At 38.6% G+C, this 18,114-nt stretch carries 13 protein-coding genes; 11 read left to right on the plus strand and 2 right to left on the minus strand.

The window, feature by feature from the left end; genetic code table 11:
- Window positions 1-74: 74 nt before the first annotated feature.
- The 7 genes from ACVRZH_RS07470 (at window position 75) to ACVRZH_RS07500 (ending at window position 6,316) form a co-directional block, all read left to right on the plus strand.
- Window positions 75-1,388 carry an ABC transporter substrate-binding protein gene (locus tag ACVRZH_RS07470; RefSeq protein ID WP_447454673.1) on the plus strand — a complete coding sequence of 438 codons (1,314 nt, stop codon included), beginning with the start codon at window positions 75-77 and terminating at the stop codon, window positions 1,386-1,388.
- Between the two features lie 122 nt (window positions 1,389-1,510).
- Window positions 1,511-2,398 (plus strand): carbohydrate ABC transporter permease, encoded by an 888-nt coding sequence (locus ACVRZH_RS07475; RefSeq protein ID WP_447454674.1) that lies wholly within the window; start codon window positions 1,511-1,513, stop codon window positions 2,396-2,398.
- Between the two features lie 13 nt (window positions 2,399-2,411).
- The gene (locus ACVRZH_RS07480) at window positions 2,412-3,242 is read left to right on the plus strand and encodes a carbohydrate ABC transporter permease (protein ID WP_447454675.1); all 831 of its coding nucleotides are present in this window, start codon (window positions 2,412-2,414) and stop codon (window positions 3,240-3,242) included.
- 4 nt (window positions 3,243-3,246) lie between these two features.
- Entirely contained in the window at window positions 3,247-3,693 is a 447-nt protein-coding gene (locus ACVRZH_RS07485; RefSeq protein WP_447454676.1) for a NanQ anomerase/TabA/YiaL family protein, read from the plus strand.
- Window positions 3,694-3,730: 37 nt separating this feature from the next.
- A complete protein-coding gene (locus ACVRZH_RS07490; RefSeq protein ID WP_447454677.1) occupies window positions 3,731-4,390 on the plus strand; it encodes a YesL family protein in 660 nt (219 codons plus the stop codon).
- Window positions 4,391-4,413: 23 nt separating this feature from the next.
- Window positions 4,414-5,331, plus strand: a complete 918-nt coding sequence (locus ACVRZH_RS07495; protein WP_447454678.1) for a dihydrodipicolinate synthase family protein — start codon at window positions 4,414-4,416, stop codon at window positions 5,329-5,331.
- Between the two features lie 100 nt (window positions 5,332-5,431).
- Window positions 5,432-6,316: an ROK family protein gene (locus ACVRZH_RS07500; protein ID WP_447454679.1), complete on the plus strand. Its 885-nt coding sequence runs from the start codon at window positions 5,432-5,434 to the stop codon at window positions 6,314-6,316.
- Between the two features lie 87 nt (window positions 6,317-6,403).
- Here ACVRZH_RS07500 and ACVRZH_RS07505 read toward each other — a convergent pair whose 3' ends face one another.
- Both ACVRZH_RS07505 and ACVRZH_RS07510 read right to left on the minus strand, forming a co-directional pair.
- Window positions 6,404-7,213 (minus strand): MurR/RpiR family transcriptional regulator, encoded by an 810-nt coding sequence (locus tag ACVRZH_RS07505; RefSeq protein WP_447454680.1) that lies wholly within the window; start codon window positions 7,211-7,213, stop codon window positions 6,404-6,406.
- A 161-nt stretch (window positions 7,214-7,374) separates the two neighbouring features.
- Window positions 7,375-8,307: a dihydroorotate oxidase gene (locus ACVRZH_RS07510; RefSeq protein ID WP_447454681.1), complete on the minus strand. Its 933-nt coding sequence runs from the start codon at window positions 8,305-8,307 to the stop codon at window positions 7,375-7,377.
- A 341-nt stretch (window positions 8,308-8,648) separates the two neighbouring features.
- On the opposite strand from ACVRZH_RS07510, the gene ACVRZH_RS07515 reads away from it, so the two are divergent.
- From ACVRZH_RS07515 to ACVRZH_RS07530, 4 genes are all read left to right on the plus strand, one after another.
- The gene (locus ACVRZH_RS07515) at window positions 8,649-9,851 is read left to right on the plus strand and encodes a mechanosensitive ion channel (protein WP_447454682.1); all 1,203 of its coding nucleotides are present in this window, start codon (window positions 8,649-8,651) and stop codon (window positions 9,849-9,851) included.
- 193 nt (window positions 9,852-10,044) lie between these two features.
- On the plus strand, window positions 10,045-10,740 hold the full coding sequence (locus ACVRZH_RS07520) for a phosphoglycerate mutase (protein ID WP_447454683.1): 696 nt from the start codon (window positions 10,045-10,047) through the stop codon (window positions 10,738-10,740).
- Between the two features lie 260 nt (window positions 10,741-11,000).
- Window positions 11,001-16,850: a mucin-binding protein gene (locus ACVRZH_RS07525; protein WP_447454684.1), complete on the plus strand. Its 5,850-nt coding sequence runs from the start codon at window positions 11,001-11,003 to the stop codon at window positions 16,848-16,850.
- Between the two features lie 369 nt (window positions 16,851-17,219).
- Window positions 17,220-18,114 (plus strand): YSIRK-type signal peptide-containing protein (locus tag ACVRZH_RS07530; protein ID WP_447454685.1); only part of this gene is annotated, 895 nt, incomplete at its 3' end.

The following is an 18,114-nucleotide window of genomic DNA, read 5'->3' on the forward strand; positions in this document are numbered from 1 at the left end:
ATAGCTTAAGCAAAATAGTCATTATTTAATTAATCAAAAAATAAAAACAAAAAAATTTTAAGGAGATTTTTCAGATGAAAATGAAAAAAATCATGGCATCAGTGCTTACTGGTGCAGCAGTTCTTAGTCTAGTAGCTTGTGGTAACTCAGAAGCTAAAAAAGCAGAGTCAACTGACTCAGGAGAAAAAGTCACTGAAATCACTTGGTGGGCGTTCCCAACATTTGCACAAGAAAATGCTAGCGATGGTGTAGGAACTTATGAGCAAACAATCATTGATGCTTTTGAAAAAGCTAACCCAGAAATCGATGTAAAATTAGAAACGATCGACTTTACATCTGGACCAGAAAAAATCACAACAGCTATCGAAGCAGGTACTGCACCTGACGTTCTCTTTGACGCACCAGGTCGTATCATTGACTACGGAAAAAATGGTAAGTTGGCTGACTTAAATGACCTCTTCACAGAAGATTTTGTGAAGGACGTTGATAATGATAAGATTATCCAAGCTTCTAAAGCTGGTGATACAGCTTACATGTACCCATTGTCATCTGCCCCATTCTACATGGCTTTGAACAAAGCAATGCTTAAAGATGCTGGTGTTCTTGACCTTGTAAAAGATGGTTGGACAACTGATGACTTTGAAAAAGTGCTTAAAGCTCTTAAAGACAAAGGCTACAATCCAGGTTCATTATTTGCCAACGGTCAAGGTGGTGACCAAGGAACACGTGCCTTTATTGCCAACCTTTATAGTGGTAATGTGACAAGTGAAGACCTAACTGCTTACACAACAGATACACCAGAATTTATTAAAGGGTTAGAAACAGCGTCAAAATGGATTAAAGATGGTTACCTCGCTAACGGTTCACAATACGTTGGTGGTGATGATATCCAAAACTTTGCCAATGGTCAAACCTCATTCACTATCCTATGGCAACCAGGCTTTAACAAAACAAATGCTGAATTGCTTGAAGCATCAGAAGTTGATGTTGTTGAAGTACCATTCCCATCTGAAGATGGTAAAGCATCGCTTGAATACTTAGTCAATGGTTTTGCTGTATTCAACAATGGCGATGATGAGAAAGTTGCAGCATCTAAGAAATTTGTTGAATTCCTTGCTGATGATGCAGAGTGGGGACCTAAGAACGTTAAACAAACAGGTGCCTTCCCAGTTCGTACATCATACGGTAAGCTTTATGATACAGAACGTATGGAAACAATCGGTGGCTGGACTGGTTACTACTCAACATACTACAATACTATTGATGGCTTTGCTGAAATGAGAACATTATGGTTCCCAATGCTTCAAGCAATCTCTAACGGTGAAAAAGAAGCTGACGTTGCTGCCAAAGAATTCACAAAAGCAGCTAATGAAACGTTGAAAAAATAAGCACTTAATTGCTAAGAACCTATAGGTCAGCATAGGTGTGACCTATTACACAGCCCCTTTCTAGTTGCTGTTAGAACAATTGGGAAGGGGCTATATTTGTTAATGAAAGAGAGGGTTTTGATGTGAAAGTCAATAAAATTCGGATGCGAGAGACACTTGTATCCTATGCCTTTCTTGCCCCAGTTCTTATCTTCTTTGGTTTGTTTGTTCTCTTACCAATGGCGATGGGAGTGGTGACAAGTTTCTTCCAATACACGATGACGGATTTCACCTTTATCGGTTTGGATAACTATATTCGCATGTTTAATGACCAAGTGTTCTGGAAATCATTCTTTAACACGGTGATTATCGTTATCGGTTCAGTACCGATTGTTGTGTTATTCTCACTATTCGTTGCTTCACAGACCTATGATAAGGGTGTGATATCTCGTTCCTTCTACCGCTTTGTCTTCTTCCTTCCTGTTGTGACAGGATCGGTTGCAGTAACGGTAGTTTGGAAATGGATTTATGACCCGCTATCAGGTATTTTGAACTATGTTTTAAAATCAGGTGGTGTGATTGAAAATAATATCTCATGGCTTGGTGATAAGCAATGGGCATTGTGGGCTATTGTGTTAATCTTATTGACAACCTCAGTTGGTCAACCCATTATCCTCTATATTGCAGCCATGGGAAATATTGATAATTCCTTTGTTGAAGCAGCGCGTGTGGATGGAGCTAATGACTACCAAATTTTCTGGCAGATTAAATGGCCTAGCCTATTGCCCACAACGCTTTACATTACAGTAACAACGACTATCAACTCTTTCCAGATTTTTGCACTGATTCAGCTCTTAACTTCTGGAGGACCAAACTACGCGACAAGTACCTTGATGTACTACTTGTATGAAAAAGCCTTTAAATTGACAGAATACGGTTATGCTAATACCATCGGTGTGTTCTTGGCAGCCATGATTGCCTTGATTAGTTTTGCTCAATTTAAGTTCTTGGGCGAAGATGTAGATTACTAGAAAGGAAAACAATATGAAAAAGAACAATATTAGTTTGTTTAATATTTTTACAAATATCATCTTGTTGATTTTGACTGTTCTGTTTATTTTTCCTTTCTATTGGATTTTAACAGGAGCCTTCAAATCACAACCAGCAACGATTAAAATTCCACCACAGTGGTTCCCTGCAGAACCAACTCTGATTAACTTTGAACGCTTAATTATCCAAAACCCAGCTTTACAGTGGCTGTGGAATTCGGTATTTATTTCTGTGGCAACCATGCTTTTGGTCTGTACGACAGCATCTTTAGCAGGCTATGTACTAGCTAAAAAACGTTTCTATGGACAACGTCTCTTGTTCTCAATTTTCATCGCAGCGATGGCTTTGCCAAAACAAGTTGTCCTAGTACCTTTGGTGCGTATTGTCAATTTTATGGGTATCCATGATACTTTGGCGGCGGTTATTTTACCACTTGTCGGTTGGCCATTTGGGGTATTCTTGATGAAACAATTCTCTGAAAATATCCCGACAGAATTACTAGAGTCAGCTAAAATTGATGGTTGTGGTGAGTTAAGAACATTCTGGAGTGTTGCTTTTCCAATCGTGAAACCAGGTTTTGCAGCACTTGCTATCTTTACTTTTATCAATACTTGGAACGACTACTTCATGCAGTTGGTGATGTTATCATCTCGCCAAAATTTGACGATTTCACTCGGTGTTGCAACCATGCAGGCTGAAATGTCAACCAACTATGGTTTGATTATGGCGGGTGCCTTTATGGCAGCTATTCCAATCGTATCAATCTTCTTGATTTTCCAAAAATCATTTACTCAAGGGATTACAATGGGTGCTGTGAAAGGATAAGCCTATGATTTATGACCAACTAGATAAGATGAGTACCTATAAAGGTCTTCATCCTAATATTGATAAGGTGATTGCCTTTGTAGAACAGACCTCACTAGCAGACTTGGATTTGGGTAGAGTAGACATTGACGGAGATGAGGTTTTCCTCTATGTTCAAGATAATGAACTCAATCAAACGCCTACAGATATCTTTGAATACCATAAATCTTACATGGATATTCACTTAATTGCTGAAGGGCTTGAATTAATTCGTTATGGGCGTTTGGTCAAGGAAGAAACACAGGCTTTCGCAGGCGATATTGGTTTTGTCGCTTGCGAGAAAACCTACGACTTTGATTTAGATGGCAGTAATTTTATCGCCTTCTATCCGGATGAGCCTCATCAGCCTAATCAATTCATGTCAGCGAATGAGCGTGTTAGAAAATATGTATTTAAGGTCAAGATAGCCTAATCTTAATAATGATATGTGTTATGAAATGGAGGATTTTATGCCAAATAAGGCCAAGCAACTGATTTCAGATATTTTCAGTCTTGATAGTGGTTTTATGAAATTTTGTGAATGGTTATTTGACCTGACAATCTTGAACCTCCTGTTTCTTATATCGTGTTTACCAATAGTGACTATTGGTGTTGCTAAACTCAGTCTCTTTACCTGCCTTAATCAGATGGAAAGACAAGAAAAATTAGTGCCTTGGACGGCGTATCCTCAAACTTTTAAGGATAACCTGAAAGAAGGTATTGCACTTGGTTTGGTTGAAAATATGTTAATTGGGTTTTGTTTGCTCAATTTAGTCCTACTTAACCAGGAGACAGGGGTGTTTATCTCTGTCATTCAAGTTTTGAGCATCGGTGTTCTTATCCTAACAGTGATTATCTTTTTGTATGCCTATCCACTGGCTAGCCGATACGAAATGCCTTTGAAAGATGTTCTTATTAAAAGTTTGTTAATGTCTGGACTATATTTTCCTAAAACTCTCCTTCTAGTTGGTGGATTGGTTGGACTTGTTCTTATGCTGATGAGCTCAACTTTAGTTTTACTGGCAGGTTTATCATTGTTGGCTATCATAGGAATATCCCTCTTAGCCTTGATACAACATCGAGTTATCAGTAAAGCACTTGATGAGAATCATACGACATATCAGTCTTAATTATGATAGAAAGAAGAATTCAAATGAAAGATTTAACCAAATATCAAGGGATTATCCCAGCATTTTACGCCGCCTATGATGAAGATGGCGAGATTAGCCCAGAAGGTGTGCGCGCCTTAACCCAATATTTTATTGATAAAGGTGTTAAAGGGCTTTATGTCAATGGGTCATCTGGTGAATGCATTTACCAAAGCGTTGCTGACCGTAAGCTTGTCTTAGAAAATGTTATGGCAGTAGCTAAAGGTAAATTAACCATTATCAACCATGTCGCTTGCAACAACACAAAAGACTCTATTGAGTTGGCGAAACATTCAGAAGAACTAGGTGTAGATGCTATTGCAGCTATTCCACCAATCTATTTCCGCTTGCCAGAACATGCTATCGCTGCGTATTGGAACGAAATTAGTGCAGCAGCACCAAACACTGATTTTGTGATTTACAATATTCCTCAGTTGGCAGGTGTCACTTTAACACCTAGTTTATACGAGGAAATGCTTAAAAACCCACGTGTTATTGGAGTAAAAAATTCATCAATGCCAGTGCAAGATATTCAAACCTTTGCATCAATTGCAGGTGAAGACCATGTTGTATTCAACGGTCCAGATGAACAATTCTTAGGAGGTCGCCTCATGGGCGCTGCTGGCGGTATCGGTGGCACCTATGGTGCGATGCCAGAACTTTTCCTCCAACTAGACAAACTAATCACTGAAAAAGAGTTAGATAAGGCACGTGAGTTACAATATGCCATCAATGAGATTATCGGTGTTCTTGTCTCTGGTCATGGTCACATGTATGCCGTTATTAAGGAAGTCATTCGCTTGAATGATGGTGTAAATGCTGGATCAGTACGTTCACCATTAGCTGCTCTAATTGAGAGTGACAAAGAAGTCGCTCAAAAAGCAGTAGCATTGATTCGTACTGCCAAAGAAAAATTCTGTTAAAAAGGCATTTATAACCTTGTGAGATGTAGAGATGGGGCAAAATCCTCAACCGTTAAATAGTTGTCGATTTTTGCCCCACTTTTTAGTTAAGGAGATAAGAATGGCAAAATATGTAGCAATTGATATTGGTGGGACACAGATTAAGTATGGTCTAGTCGATGAAACAGGGGCTGTTTTGGAGCAACACAAGATTGACACAGAAGCTCATCTAGGTGGTCCTGCGATTTTGGCTAAAGTGATGCAAATTGTCGATACCTATCAGAGAGAATACGAATTGGTTGGTGTCGGTATATCATCAGCAGGTATGATTGACCCAGATAAGGGAGAAGTGTTCTATGCAGGTCCTCAAATCCCTAATTATGCTGGTACAAACTTTAAATCAGCCATAGAAGAAGAGTTTAATTTACCATGTGAGGTTGAAAATGATGTCAACTGTGCCGGTCTGGCAGAAGCTCAGTCAGGTGCCGCTAAAGGCAGTTCAGTAGCTGTTTGCTTGACTATTGGAACAGGAATTGGTGGCTGTTTATTGCTTGATGGTAAGGTGTTTCATGGCTTTAGTCATTCCGCTTGTGAAGTCGGCTATTTGCATTTACCAGATGGAAACTTTCAAGATATAGCATCGACAACAGCCTTAGTAGCAGAGGTTGCAAGACTAACTGGTGATGATGCTAAAGATTGGAATGGTTTGCGTATTTTTGAAGAAGCAAAGGCAGGTAATGAGTTATGTATCACCGCTATCGATCGCATGGTCGATTATCTAGGTCAAGGTATCGCCAACATTTGTTATGTCACCAATCCAGAAGTAGTTGTGCTTGGCGGTGGTATCATGGCACAGCAAGAGTTTCTGAAAGAGCGTTTAGAGACAGCAATCAAAACATATCTAGTATCAAGTATCGCTGATAAAACGACTTTAGCTTTTGCACATCATGAAAATACTGCAGGTATGCTAGGCGCTTACTACCACTTGAGACAAAAACAAGGCTAAACTAACTCTTGAGACATAGTATGACGAGTTGAGTAAGTGTTTTTCGACCTATAACATAAAAAAGAGCTTGGCGCAGGCTAAGCTCTTTTAGTCAATAATAGTATCTTTAAAAATAGTTTCTTTTGTGGTTTTATCAATAGCTAGATAATAGGCGTAAAGAACATCGATAATCATCAAGAGGGGAAATTGTGGTGAAATACGATTACCGTAATTAAGATGATGGACAGCAGCAACAGTAACGTGTTCATCGAAGCGATAGCCTTCAGGTGCCTGAGTTGAAATGAGAACCGTTTTAGCACCTTTTTTGGAAGCAGTCTCCAATGAATCTAAGATAGATTGTGTTTGTCCAGTTAGGGATAGAGAAAACACAAGACACGACTCATCTAGAATACTGTTTGTCCAAATCATATTGTCTCTGTCAGTAACAGCATCGCAAACAAGACCCAATCTCATGAAACGTAGTTTGGTTTCTTTGGCGACAAGACCAGAGCTACCTAAACCGTAAAAATAAACACGACTCGCTTGATCAAGCATTTGTGCAACACGTTCTAATTTTTCTTCATCGATTTGTGCGTTAGTCTGCTCAACGATGTCAGCATAATCAAACATGACCTGCTTAGTGAGGTCTTTTTGCATGTGTTTGACGTGTTTTTGACGTTGTGCCTGACTGTTGGCGTACTCAAAGATAAATTCCCGGTATCCTTTGAAACCACACTTCTGAGCAAATCGCGTTAGCGCTGCTGGCGAAATGTGAAGGGTTTGACTGACAGTCGCAGAGCTCAAGTCTTCGAGATTAGCTTCACCTCTAAGAAAGAAGTTGGCAATCGTCATTTCTAAACTGGTCAGTTGCTCTAAACTGGCTTCTATCTGACTAATAATAGTGTTAGCTGTTGCCATGAATAGTGACTCCTCTCAAAAAACGGTATGTTCTTTTTATTATTGTACTAAAACTTGTTTCAAAAGAAAAGACAGAACATGTCACGATTGGTTTATGATGACATGTTCTGAGTATAACTAGGACAGAGAGGTTTGAGATAGTTGCCGATTGCTATCAGTTTTTAGAGATAATTTAACTTGCCTCGGAAGTCTTCTATCGTCTCATATCCCTTGTCTTCCATGATTTCCTTTAATTCTTTGGTGATTCGCTCAAGTGCTGAGAGGCCTTCTTGTTGGAGACAAGTGCCGACTTGAACCATACTAGCACCACAGAGGATATGTTCAAAAACATCACGACCCGTTTTGACACCACCAGTACCGATGATTTGGATAGAAGGTTTAAGACGTTTGTAGAAGGCGTGAACATTAGCAAGTGCTGTTGGCTTGATGTAATCTCCGCCAAGTCCCCCAAAACCATCTTTCGGTTTGATAACAACAGCCTCATCATCAATCACCAAAGCATTGCCGATAGAATTGATAGAATTGATAAAGGTTAGTGGAAATTGATTGAGGATATCAGCCATTTGGTCAAAATGAACCAAGTCAAAATAAGGAGGCAATTTTACACCTAAGGGTTTGGTGAAATAGCTAAAAACTTCTGTCAAGAGCTGTTCTGTAGTTTCAAAGTCATAAGCAATTTGTGGTTTACCAGGCACGTTTGGACAAGATAGATTGAGTTCCACTAACCCTTTGTAATCACTAGCTTCGACGATTTTTAGCAGGTCATGTGTTTCACTGGGACTTAGTCCCACCAAGGATAAAATATGATGTTTTGACGCTGGGTTAGCTTCAAGTTCGAGTAGGTAGGTTAAATAATAGTCCAATCCTTGATTTGGCAGCCCCATCGAGTTGATAGAGCCAAGTGGTGTATCATAGTAGCGTGGGGATGGATTGCCCTCTCTGGCGTTTAGGGTCGCTGTTTTGGTGACAAAAGCGCCAGCAACAGAGGCATTGACTTGAGCCAGTTCTTCTCGTGTCATACAGTAGACGCCGGCAGCATTCATCAGGCAATTGTCATATGAAAAGGGACCGAGATGTGTGTGTGTTGAAACCATGAAACCTCCAAAAGATTAAAATTTTTACTATTATAACACTGGATCAATTGCCTAGCAATCAAAATAAGTATAATATGAGTAAAAACCGAATGTTTTTAATGATGATTATAAAAGAAATATCAAAATGCTATTAAGCCTATCCTATAAAAATAAATCAAATAACTAACCAAAGACTCATTATAACTCATTATAATAGGAAGCTCACGATTTATAATGCTAATTTGTCACTACTAATGCTAGAAAAAAGTAAAAAAAAAACAATCGGTTTTAAGTCAAATGTCTTGTATTTTGATAATAAAAAATGATATAATAAATTGATAATTTATGAAAGGAGTATTCTAATGAATACCTATTTTCCGGACTTTTTGTATCCGTTTTTAAGCTTTTTACCACCAGTAATTAGCTTTATCTTCCTTGTCATAGTTGCACTTATTATGGCATCTATAGCACGTAAACTCATTGTAAAAGGGCTAACAAAGCTTAATTTGACAGCCTACTTACTAAAATGGGGTATCGTGAAAGAAGAAACAGCTGGTTCAAACATGGTTAAATCAATTGGTCAGCTTGGTTACTTCTTGGTTATCCTCTTCTTCTTGCCATCTATTTTATCTGGTTTGAATGTGGATGCTGCTTATAATCCGATTGCAACTATGTTTGATAAGTTCTTTGCTTTTATTCCTAATTTAATTGCAGCTGGACTTATTCTCTTTATTGGGGTTTACTTCTGTAACTTTGTTAAAACACTTGTTAAAGGCTTGTTAACAAACGTTAATCTTGATGCTCTTTATAAAAAAGCAACAAAACAAGATGAAGTACCATTTGATACAGCAAAATTGATTGATGTACTTGCTTCAGTTGTTTATGTGTTGATTTTCATTCCGATTTTGACACTAGCTCTTGAGACATTAGGTATTTCAAGTATCTCGGCACCGATTGTCCTTATTTTAAACCAAGTTCTTGGTGTTATTCCAAGCATCTTGGTAGCCGTTGTATTGCTTGTTGTTGGTAGCTTTGTTGCGAAATTAGTAAGTAACTTACTAGAAAACATCCTTGAAACATCTGGTATTGATCAATATTCAAAATACCTTAGCTTCAAAGGTGAGTCTAGCTACAAGATTTCAACATTGATTGCACAAGCAGTTCGTGCGATTTTGATGATTTTCTTCTTTGTTCAAGCTATCTCAGTATTGAACCTTGAAGTGTTAAATACAATTGGTACTGCGGTAATCGCCTACCTACCATCAGTGATTAGCTCAGTAGCTATCTTGATCTTGGCTATTGTTGGTGGTAACCTTTTAGCGACATTCTTAGCAAACATTACTGGTAGCAAAGTATTGTCTGAAAGTGTTCGTTATGGTATCCTTGTCTTTGCTATCTTTATGGCTCTTGATCAATTACAATTCGCTCAAAACATTGTTAACGCGACATTTGTTATTGTTCTAGGAGCAGCAGCAGTTGCCTTTGCCCTTGCCTTTGGTCTTGGTGGACGTGACTTTGCAGCAAAACAACTCGAAAAATTAGACAACAAAATCGAGAAAAAATAATCACTAAAAGGGTCGACTGAGTTCGGCTCTTTTTGGTTATCACGCAGAAGCTAGGGTGAAGTCATCACCGTTTTGAAAAAAGAGGAATCAAAATGACGGTAAATGAAAACTCCTAGTAGATTTTTTCACAATTTTTGTGTAAAATAGTAAGGTAACTAATGGACCTAGTCCAAATTTAAAGGAGATTTTTACGATGGTAAAATTAGTATTTGCACGCCACGGCGAATCAGAGTGGAACAAGGCTAACCTCTTTACAGGTTGGGCAGACGTTGACCTTTCTGAAAAAGGAACACAACAAGCTATTGATGCTGGTCGATTGATCAAAGAAGCAGGTATCGAGTTTGACCTTGCCTTCACGTCAGTATTGAAACGTGCCATCAAAACAACAAACCTTGCCCTTGAAGCAGCAGATCAACTTTGGGTTCCAGTTGAAAAATCATGGCGTTTAAATGAGCGTCACTATGGTGGCTTGACAGGTAAAAACAAGGCTGAAGCAGCTGAACAATTTGGTGATGAGCAAGTGCATATCTGGCGTCGTTCATACGATGTATTACCTCCAGATATGGCGCGTGATGATGAGCATTCAGCACACACAGACCGTCGTTATGCACACCTTGATGATTCAGTGATTCCAGATGCTGAAAACTTGAAAGTAACGCTTGAGCGTGCATTACCATTCTGGGAAGATAAGATTGCTCCAGCTCTTAAAGATGGCAAAAATGTTTTTGTTGGTGCACATGGTAACTCAATCCGTGCCCTTGTAAAACACATCAAAGGCTTGTCTGATGACGAAATCATGGATGTTGAAATCCCTAACTTCCCACCACTTGTCTTCGAATTAGATGACAAATTAAACATTGTTGAAGAGTACTACCTATCAGCAAAATAATTTATTAAAAACTAGGATGGCTAAGCTGTCCTAGTTTTTTGGTGAAATGGATATAAAAAGCTAATTAAAACTGATTTTGGAATGAGAGAATGCCATGCCGTAAATAGTTGATAAAAATCCATAGAAAAAAACAATATTACTAGACAAATAATAATTTTTTTGAGATAATATAGGATGTTTATAGAGTATAAAAAATCTATAAGACCATAAAATACGCCCAACCGCTGAAAAATCGGGGGGGGGTAGAAAAAGGAGAAATTATGTACAGTAGAAGAAACCGTGAAACCAAACAACGTTTCACCATCAAAAAATTTAAAGTTGGTGCGGCGTCTGTTTTAATCGGTACACTATTCGTTGGCTTTGCTGGTCAAGTTAAGGCCGAAGAAGTTGCTCCAGTTAATCCGACAACTGAATCTGAGTTGTTAACACCGACTGACGCACCTGAAGAAGCTTCAACAGAAGTAGGTGACTCTGTTTCGCCCGAGGTTGCTGTTCAACCCATTACTGAAGACTCAGTGAAAGAGGAAGCACCTGCAACTAACGCTGAAGAAACTGTTGATAATACAGAATTAAGCGTAGAAAAAGAAACAGTTGCACCTTCAGCTAAACCTGAGGTAAGAAGATTTATTCCAACGAATACTTTACCTAAAGACCCAACCAACAATGCCACAGAAAAAATTGGCGAAGGGGAATTACTGTCAGCAGGTGTAGGATTCAGAGCAAATGTTGAGGCAACTGAAGGTCCAACGAATGCTAATAAAGTTGGTTACGGAAATAACCCTGTAGATGGAGTGTTTGAAGATGGTTCTTCTTTTGAAGCAGAGGATATGACTGGTGCCCAAGAGAAGAGTCATACTGTTAATACTCAAATTGATGCTTCTGGACCAAATGGTCAACAGCTAGGTCCAATAACATATAATTGGAAGGAAAAAGAGACTACTACAGCTGATGGTTGGACTGTAAAAGATCCAAGTAAAAAAGTTAAAATTGTTGAAGTTTTAGCTCCTACTAATTACAATCAAGATAGAGATCCTTCTAAAGTAAGACCTTCAAAGACTTATAATGAGAAACTTAGGGAAACATCTCGTGAAGTCCCAAGAAATAACAATGCTAGTGGATTTAATGAGAAGCAGGTGCCAGGTGCTATTGAAGGTAGCAAATACTTGGAATTAGTAAATCAAGGTACAACTATTCAAAAAGAATATGAAGTTAACCCAAATTCACAAATAGTATTTAGTGTTACACATACAGGTGCTTATGGGGGATATAATTCTCCAGGTGATGCAGAAAAAATAAAACTACGAGTTTATGATGCTGTAACTGATCGTCCTATTTTAACAATAAGAGATGCAGTAGGGGGAGAGGAAGCAGAAGTACATGCAGGACCAGTTGCTGATCCTTTAGAAGATGGTAAATATGCAAACTTTACAGGTACAAATACAACGGGTTGGAAACGAACTGGTCGTATATATGACATTCCGTCTAATGTGAACCGTATTCGCGTAGAGATTGAAGCTGGTGAACCAGGAGATATGTTGCCAGCAGGTAATGATGGATATCTCATAGATAGTATATCTATGGTAACCTTACCAGGTGTTGAGATAAAAACAGACGTTAAATCTGGCTCGACAGGTGCTTTTGGTGAGGAAAATCCTTATAAAAAGGATCAAGAAGGAACATTCCTTGTCACAATTAATAATGTCGGAGCATTGAATGTTTATCAGGCGCATGGATTTACAACAACTGTCCATGTACCTGAAGGAGTTGAATTGCCTGAAAGATTGCAAGAACCTGCAGCTGGATGGCATTGGTTAGGTAGCACGCCAGCAAATAATGTTAAGTTTGACAAAAAAACACGACAGCTGACATTTACTATTCTTCCAGGAGCCATTAAACCAGGTGAAAATGGGTCACGTACTGTAGCTATTCCGTTCAGAACAGCAGATGATTACAAGGGAGAAGCAACTTTAACTGCTAATACAACATTCCATATTGATGAAAAAAATATTAATAATGTAGCTGTATTACCAAGAAATGGTTGGTTGGGAAGATACGGTAATTTAGTATTTAAAGATAATCAAGCGAGTGCAGATCCGAATTATGTTTACAAAAAAACAATTTATGTAGATTCAATTGTTCCTGCAGCACCAAAAGTTGACCCAATTCATACTGACGGCATTACAGGTGAAGATACTGCCACTGGTCAATCAAGAACAATAACAGTTACACCACCAATACTTGATGCAGAATCAAACGATTTAGCTTCTATGGAGATTACATTCCCAGGAAATAAAAAAGTGACACTGACTCAAAAGGCTGATGGATGGTATAATGGTGAAACAAAAATCGGTGATTTTAATTCTCCTCTGACAGTACCAGTACCAGTAGATGTTGTCTTAGATGAAGGCAAAAATGAAATTACAGCAACTGTTACAGATAAGGCAGGTAATGTGTCAGAACCTGCTGAAGGTGATGTTGTTAACGAGGCACCAGAAGTATTTGTTGGCAAGACTTATACTCTAAGAGCACCATCAACAGAACCGATAACTGATGATCAATTATTGGAAATTGGGAAAGTGACTGCTACCGATTTAGAAGATGATCGTGATGGCGTTGAATCTACAACACCATCTAAAACAGTTGTAGATAGAGGTAATTTTGATCCAAACGTGCCAGGTAAATACACCATTACTGTGAAATCGGTAGACTCTGAAGGAAAAGAATCATCAACTAAAACATTTGAAATTGAAGTAGTAGACCCTGCCAAACTTACTGAAACAATTACTAGAACAATCAATTATAAGTACGAAGATGGCACTGATGTTCCAAATCAACCATCTGTTAAGCAGACTGTGACTTACACAAGAACAATAAATGAGAACGGTACTGGTTTCACAGATTGGGCATCGGATAAGAAGACTTTTGATCGTCAGAATTCTCCAGAAGTAGCAGGTTATACTCCAGATGATGCTTTTGTGCCAGAAAGTGCAGAAGTAACACCAACTGCCGAAGATATAACGGTTGATGTTACTTATAAAAAAGACACTCAACGGGCAACAGTAACATTTGTTAATAAAAAGACTAATGATATCATTGATATCATTACTGAGACAGGTAAAACTGGCGAAGCATTTACAAAAGCTAATGATGTTGAAACAAAACTAGCTGAGCTTGAGAAGAAAGGTTATGCTGTAGAAAATCCAGCTACAGATAATAACTACCCTGAGGGTGATGCACGTAAATTTGATACGGACAAAGATGTTGATCAAGAGTATACAATTCAACTAGTTGAAAAGATTGTTCCTGTACCAACAACTCCTCCAGTACCAGGTCAGCCAGTAAATCCAGAAGATCCAAATTCACCAGTTTGGCCACCGACAGTAGCTGATTTGTTAACAGCAAAAGATGTTACACGTACAGTAACTTATGTTAAGGACGAAAATGGTTCTGAAACAGCTTCTGGAATAGCAGATGTTAACGATAAAGTTACTTTTGAACGTTCTGCTTCAGTGAATCTTGTAACAGGAGAAATTACTTATGGAGATTGGGTTGCTAAAAATAATGATACAACCTTTGATAAAGTAGATACTCCTGTACTAGAGGGCTATATTGCAGATAAGGCTTCGGTACCAGTTGTTGATAATGTCACAGCAGCAACTTCTGATATTACGGATAAAGTAGTCTATAAACCGATTGCTAAATATGTTCCAAAAGTTCCAGAAGGTTATGAAAAACCAACCTTGCCTCCATATGAAAATGATCCAAATGATCCAACAGGAGTAGTTCCGCCAAAAACAGCGATTCCACATATTCCAGGGACAACACCAGTAGGTCCAGAAGGACCATTGGCACCAGTAGATCCAAATGATCCAACAAAGGGTTATGTGCCGCCATCTCCAACAGCAGGCGATGTTGATACTCCTATTGTTTATGTTGAAAAAGGAGACCAACTGGCAATTGTTAATTATGTTGTAGAAGATACTGGAAAGATTCTTGCAACAGAAACAGTGACTGGTAAGACTGGTAAAGACATCGTTGTGGATACAACAACAACGATTGCAGATTTGGAAAAACGTGGTTATGAACTCGTTAAAGATGGTTATACAGATTCTTCTGAAGAGAGCAAGAAGTTTGATGATGACAATAATGTTTCGCAAACATTTACAGTAACGGTTCGTCCTAAGACTATTACAATTAATCCAGAGGATCCTAAGACACCAGGTACACCAATTGATCCAACTAATCCAGAAGGTCCAAAATGGCCAGATGGTGTTCAAGAAACTGCATTGAAACGTACAATTAAACGCGAAGTAATGTATGTTAAAACTGTTGATGGACAAGAAATCCCAGTTGCTACATCAAATAGAGACGAAGTAACATTTACACGTACTGCGACTGTTAATGCTGTAACAGGCGAGGTGACTTATAGTCCGTGGATGCCTACTAATGATGATACAACATTTGATGCAGTTGCTTCACCAGTTGTTCAAGGTTATTTAGCTGATAAGGCACAAGTTCCTGCAGTAACAGGATTGACAGTTGATAGTTACCAGGCGACTGATTATATCTTGAAAGAGAAAGTTGTATACACTCCAATTGGAAACTTTGTACCAAAAGATCCAGAAGGGAATACGATTGGTGATCCGATTCCATATCCAAACGATCCGAAAGATCCAACAAAACCTGGAACACCAACCACACCAATTCCACACATTCCTGGTACAACCCCACAAGGACCAGATGGCCAACCATTGACACCAGTAGATCCAAAAGATCCTTCTAAGGGTTATATTCCACCAGTGACGGATCCAAATAATCCTGGTAAAGATACGGAAATTACATATGTGAAAGATACTCAAAAAGCAACGATTACATTTGTAGATCCAAAAGGTGAAGCTATTCCAGGAACTAAACCAATCGAAGAAACTGGTAAGTCAGGTGAACCAATTTCAACAGTTGAATTGGATAAACAATTGGCAGAATTGAAGAAAAAAGGTTACGTTGTCAAAGAAAATCCATTGAAAGATGGCGCAAACTTCGACACAGATAAGACGACAGATCAAACCTTCACAGTAGTCTTAGAAGCACCTAAAGTTGATATTCCAGTAGGACCACAAGATCCAAACAAACCAGTAGGACCAGATAATCCAATCGTACCACTTAATCCAGATGGAAAACCAATCAAACCAGGTGATCCAATCAATCCAATCAATCCAAATAATCCAGATGGACCAAAATGGACTGATGAGAAATTGAATGAGATTAAGAAGAATACTGTGGATACAGTGACACGTACTATTGATTACGTGACAGCTGATGGTACTAAGGCATCAGACTCAGTAGTTCAAAACGCGACCTTCTCACGTCCATTCACCATTGATGGTGTGACATTAGAAGTCACATACGGAGCATGGACACCAGCCACAGCTGACTTAGATGCAGTTAAGACACCAGTTGTTACAGGATACTTAGCAGATAAGAAAGAAGTTGAAAAGACAACTGTTGCACCAGGTGCTGAGGATATCACTGAGACAGTGACTTATCGTCCAATTGGAAGCTTTGTACCAAAAGATCCAGAAGGGAATCCGATTGGTGATCCGATTCCATATCCAAATGATCCGAAAGATCCAACAAAACCTGGAACACCAACCACACCAATCCCACATATTCCTGGTACAACCCCACAAGGACCAGATGGACAACCATTGACACCAGTAGATCCAAAAGATCCTTCTAAGGGTTATATTCCACCAGCGATTGATCCAAATAATCCTGGTAAGGATATTGATATTGTATATATTCCAAAAACAATTGTACCAGGTAAAGAATTGCATCCTGAAGTACCAGAACGTTCAGGGGAGTCAAATGAAGGTGATACACCAAATAATGCTAAGGATAATCATTCAGGCAATCCATCAGAAGTGTCATCAGAACAGGCTCAAATGAGTTCTGATAGCACAACTGCTAAGATGGGTTCTGAGAGCACAACTGCTAAGATGACTGAATTACCTAAGACAGGTGATGCTGGTTCAATTGCTACAGCAGCATTTGGACTTGGAACTATCCTTGCATCGTTAGGATTAGTTAAACCTCGTCGTAAAAAAGATTAATATGTTACCTTGAATAGATAATATTCGAGCAATCATTCATGATTAAATGCTTAATCGCTTAAGAGAGAACCACAGGTTCTCTCTTTTGTTGCTCTTTTCGCCTCATTGTCAACTATAGTGGGCAGATGAGAAGATATGATTGTCTTTGGTGTGATTTAACTGTATTTCTAATTAAAACCTCTCCAACTAAATTCCACCATAAATCTATTACAAACTGAGTTAAACTTTGGAAAGTGTAATGAAATTTACTTAGGAAAAGACATATTATAATATATGCTATTTTTGATTGCGGAGTGATGCAAAACGCTTTAAATAAGCTAGTATAAGTGATAGAATAGTTATGATGATAAAAAATATAAGGAGAAAATAATGGACTTTACTAAGAAGCAGAAATTTTCTATCAGAAAATTAACATTGGGTGTTGCTTCTATATTAATCGGAACTAGTTTGGTTTTCGGAAGTCAAGAGGTAAACGCACAAGAGACCGTTACAAATAATCAAAGCTCTATCATTTCAGAAGGTATACAGATAGATTATCTCGCTGTAGATGAAGATGACTTAACGGCATTAGAGAAAAGTCTCATTCGCTATGAGGACATTTCTGAAGAAATTGCTAGCAAAAATGATACGTACATCTTGGTTTATCAGAATAAATCTATAACGAATCATCAGTTGCCTAGAACGGGTAGTGAGACAGGATTATTGAGTTTATTAGCTGCAGGAGCTGTATTACTAGTCGTTTATCGTTTAGGTAAGAAGAAATCGTTGCTTTTAGGTGTTGTTGTTTTAACGACCACTGCATCTGTAGCTTTATCCAATAAGGGTAACGCAGCAGAATTACTGAGAGATTTGGCTCACCATGTTTCAACATACTCATCTGGGCAATCTTTAAACGCTTTGGTGATTGATGGTTATGACTATGTCGGCTATATCAGAGATGAGGATGTTCCAACAGAGACTGCCTTGTTTAATTTAGTGTCTTCTTATAGGGGATTGATGGTAACTGAGAAACAAAATGATCATGTTGATAAGCCATTGCTAGCTGATCATTTGATTAAGCCAGATACTTCGGTTTTAGAGAATGGTGAAGATAAGGGCAATCTAGCTTTTACCCCATCTCCAGAAGAAGTCGTTCCAGAGGTTATTCCTCCAACGCCCGTACCAGAAGAAGTCGTTCCAGAGGTTATTCCTCCAACGCCTGTACCAGAAGAAGTTGTCCCAGAGGTTATTCCTCCAACGCCCGTACCAGAAGAAGTCGTTCCAG

It is taken from the genome of Streptococcus fryi (genome assembly GCF_053206505.1).

Excerpts from the sequence above, each read along its gene's own strand:
- ACVRZH_RS07470 (WP_447454673.1), top strand. The coding sequence starts at position 75 with ATGAAAATGAAAAAAATCATGGCATCAGTGCTTACTGGTGCAGCAGTT.
- ACVRZH_RS07480 (WP_447454675.1), top strand. The coding sequence starts at position 2,412 with ATGAAAAAGAACAATATTAGTTTGTTTAATATTTTTACAAATATCATC.
- ACVRZH_RS07485 (WP_447454676.1), top strand. The coding sequence starts at position 3,247 with ATGATTTATGACCAACTAGATAAGATGAGTACCTATAAAGGTCTTCAT.
- ACVRZH_RS07490 (WP_447454677.1), top strand. The coding sequence starts at position 3,731 with ATGCCAAATAAGGCCAAGCAACTGATTTCAGATATTTTCAGTCTTGAT.
- ACVRZH_RS07495 (WP_447454678.1), top strand. The coding sequence starts at position 4,414 with ATGAAAGATTTAACCAAATATCAAGGGATTATCCCAGCATTTTACGCC.
- ACVRZH_RS07500 (WP_447454679.1), top strand. The coding sequence starts at position 5,432 with ATGGCAAAATATGTAGCAATTGATATTGGTGGGACACAGATTAAGTAT.
- ACVRZH_RS07505 (WP_447454680.1), bottom strand. The coding sequence starts at position 7,213 with ATGGCAACAGCTAACACTATTATTAGTCAGATAGAAGCCAGTTTAGAG.
- ACVRZH_RS07510 (WP_447454681.1), bottom strand. The coding sequence starts at position 8,307 with ATGGTTTCAACACACACACATCTCGGTCCCTTTTCATATGACAATTGC.
- ACVRZH_RS07515 (WP_447454682.1), top strand. The coding sequence starts at position 8,649 with ATGAATACCTATTTTCCGGACTTTTTGTATCCGTTTTTAAGCTTTTTA.
- ACVRZH_RS07520 (WP_447454683.1), top strand. The coding sequence starts at position 10,045 with ATGGTAAAATTAGTATTTGCACGCCACGGCGAATCAGAGTGGAACAAG.
- ACVRZH_RS07525 (WP_447454684.1), top strand. The coding sequence starts at position 11,001 with ATGTACAGTAGAAGAAACCGTGAAACCAAACAACGTTTCACCATCAAA.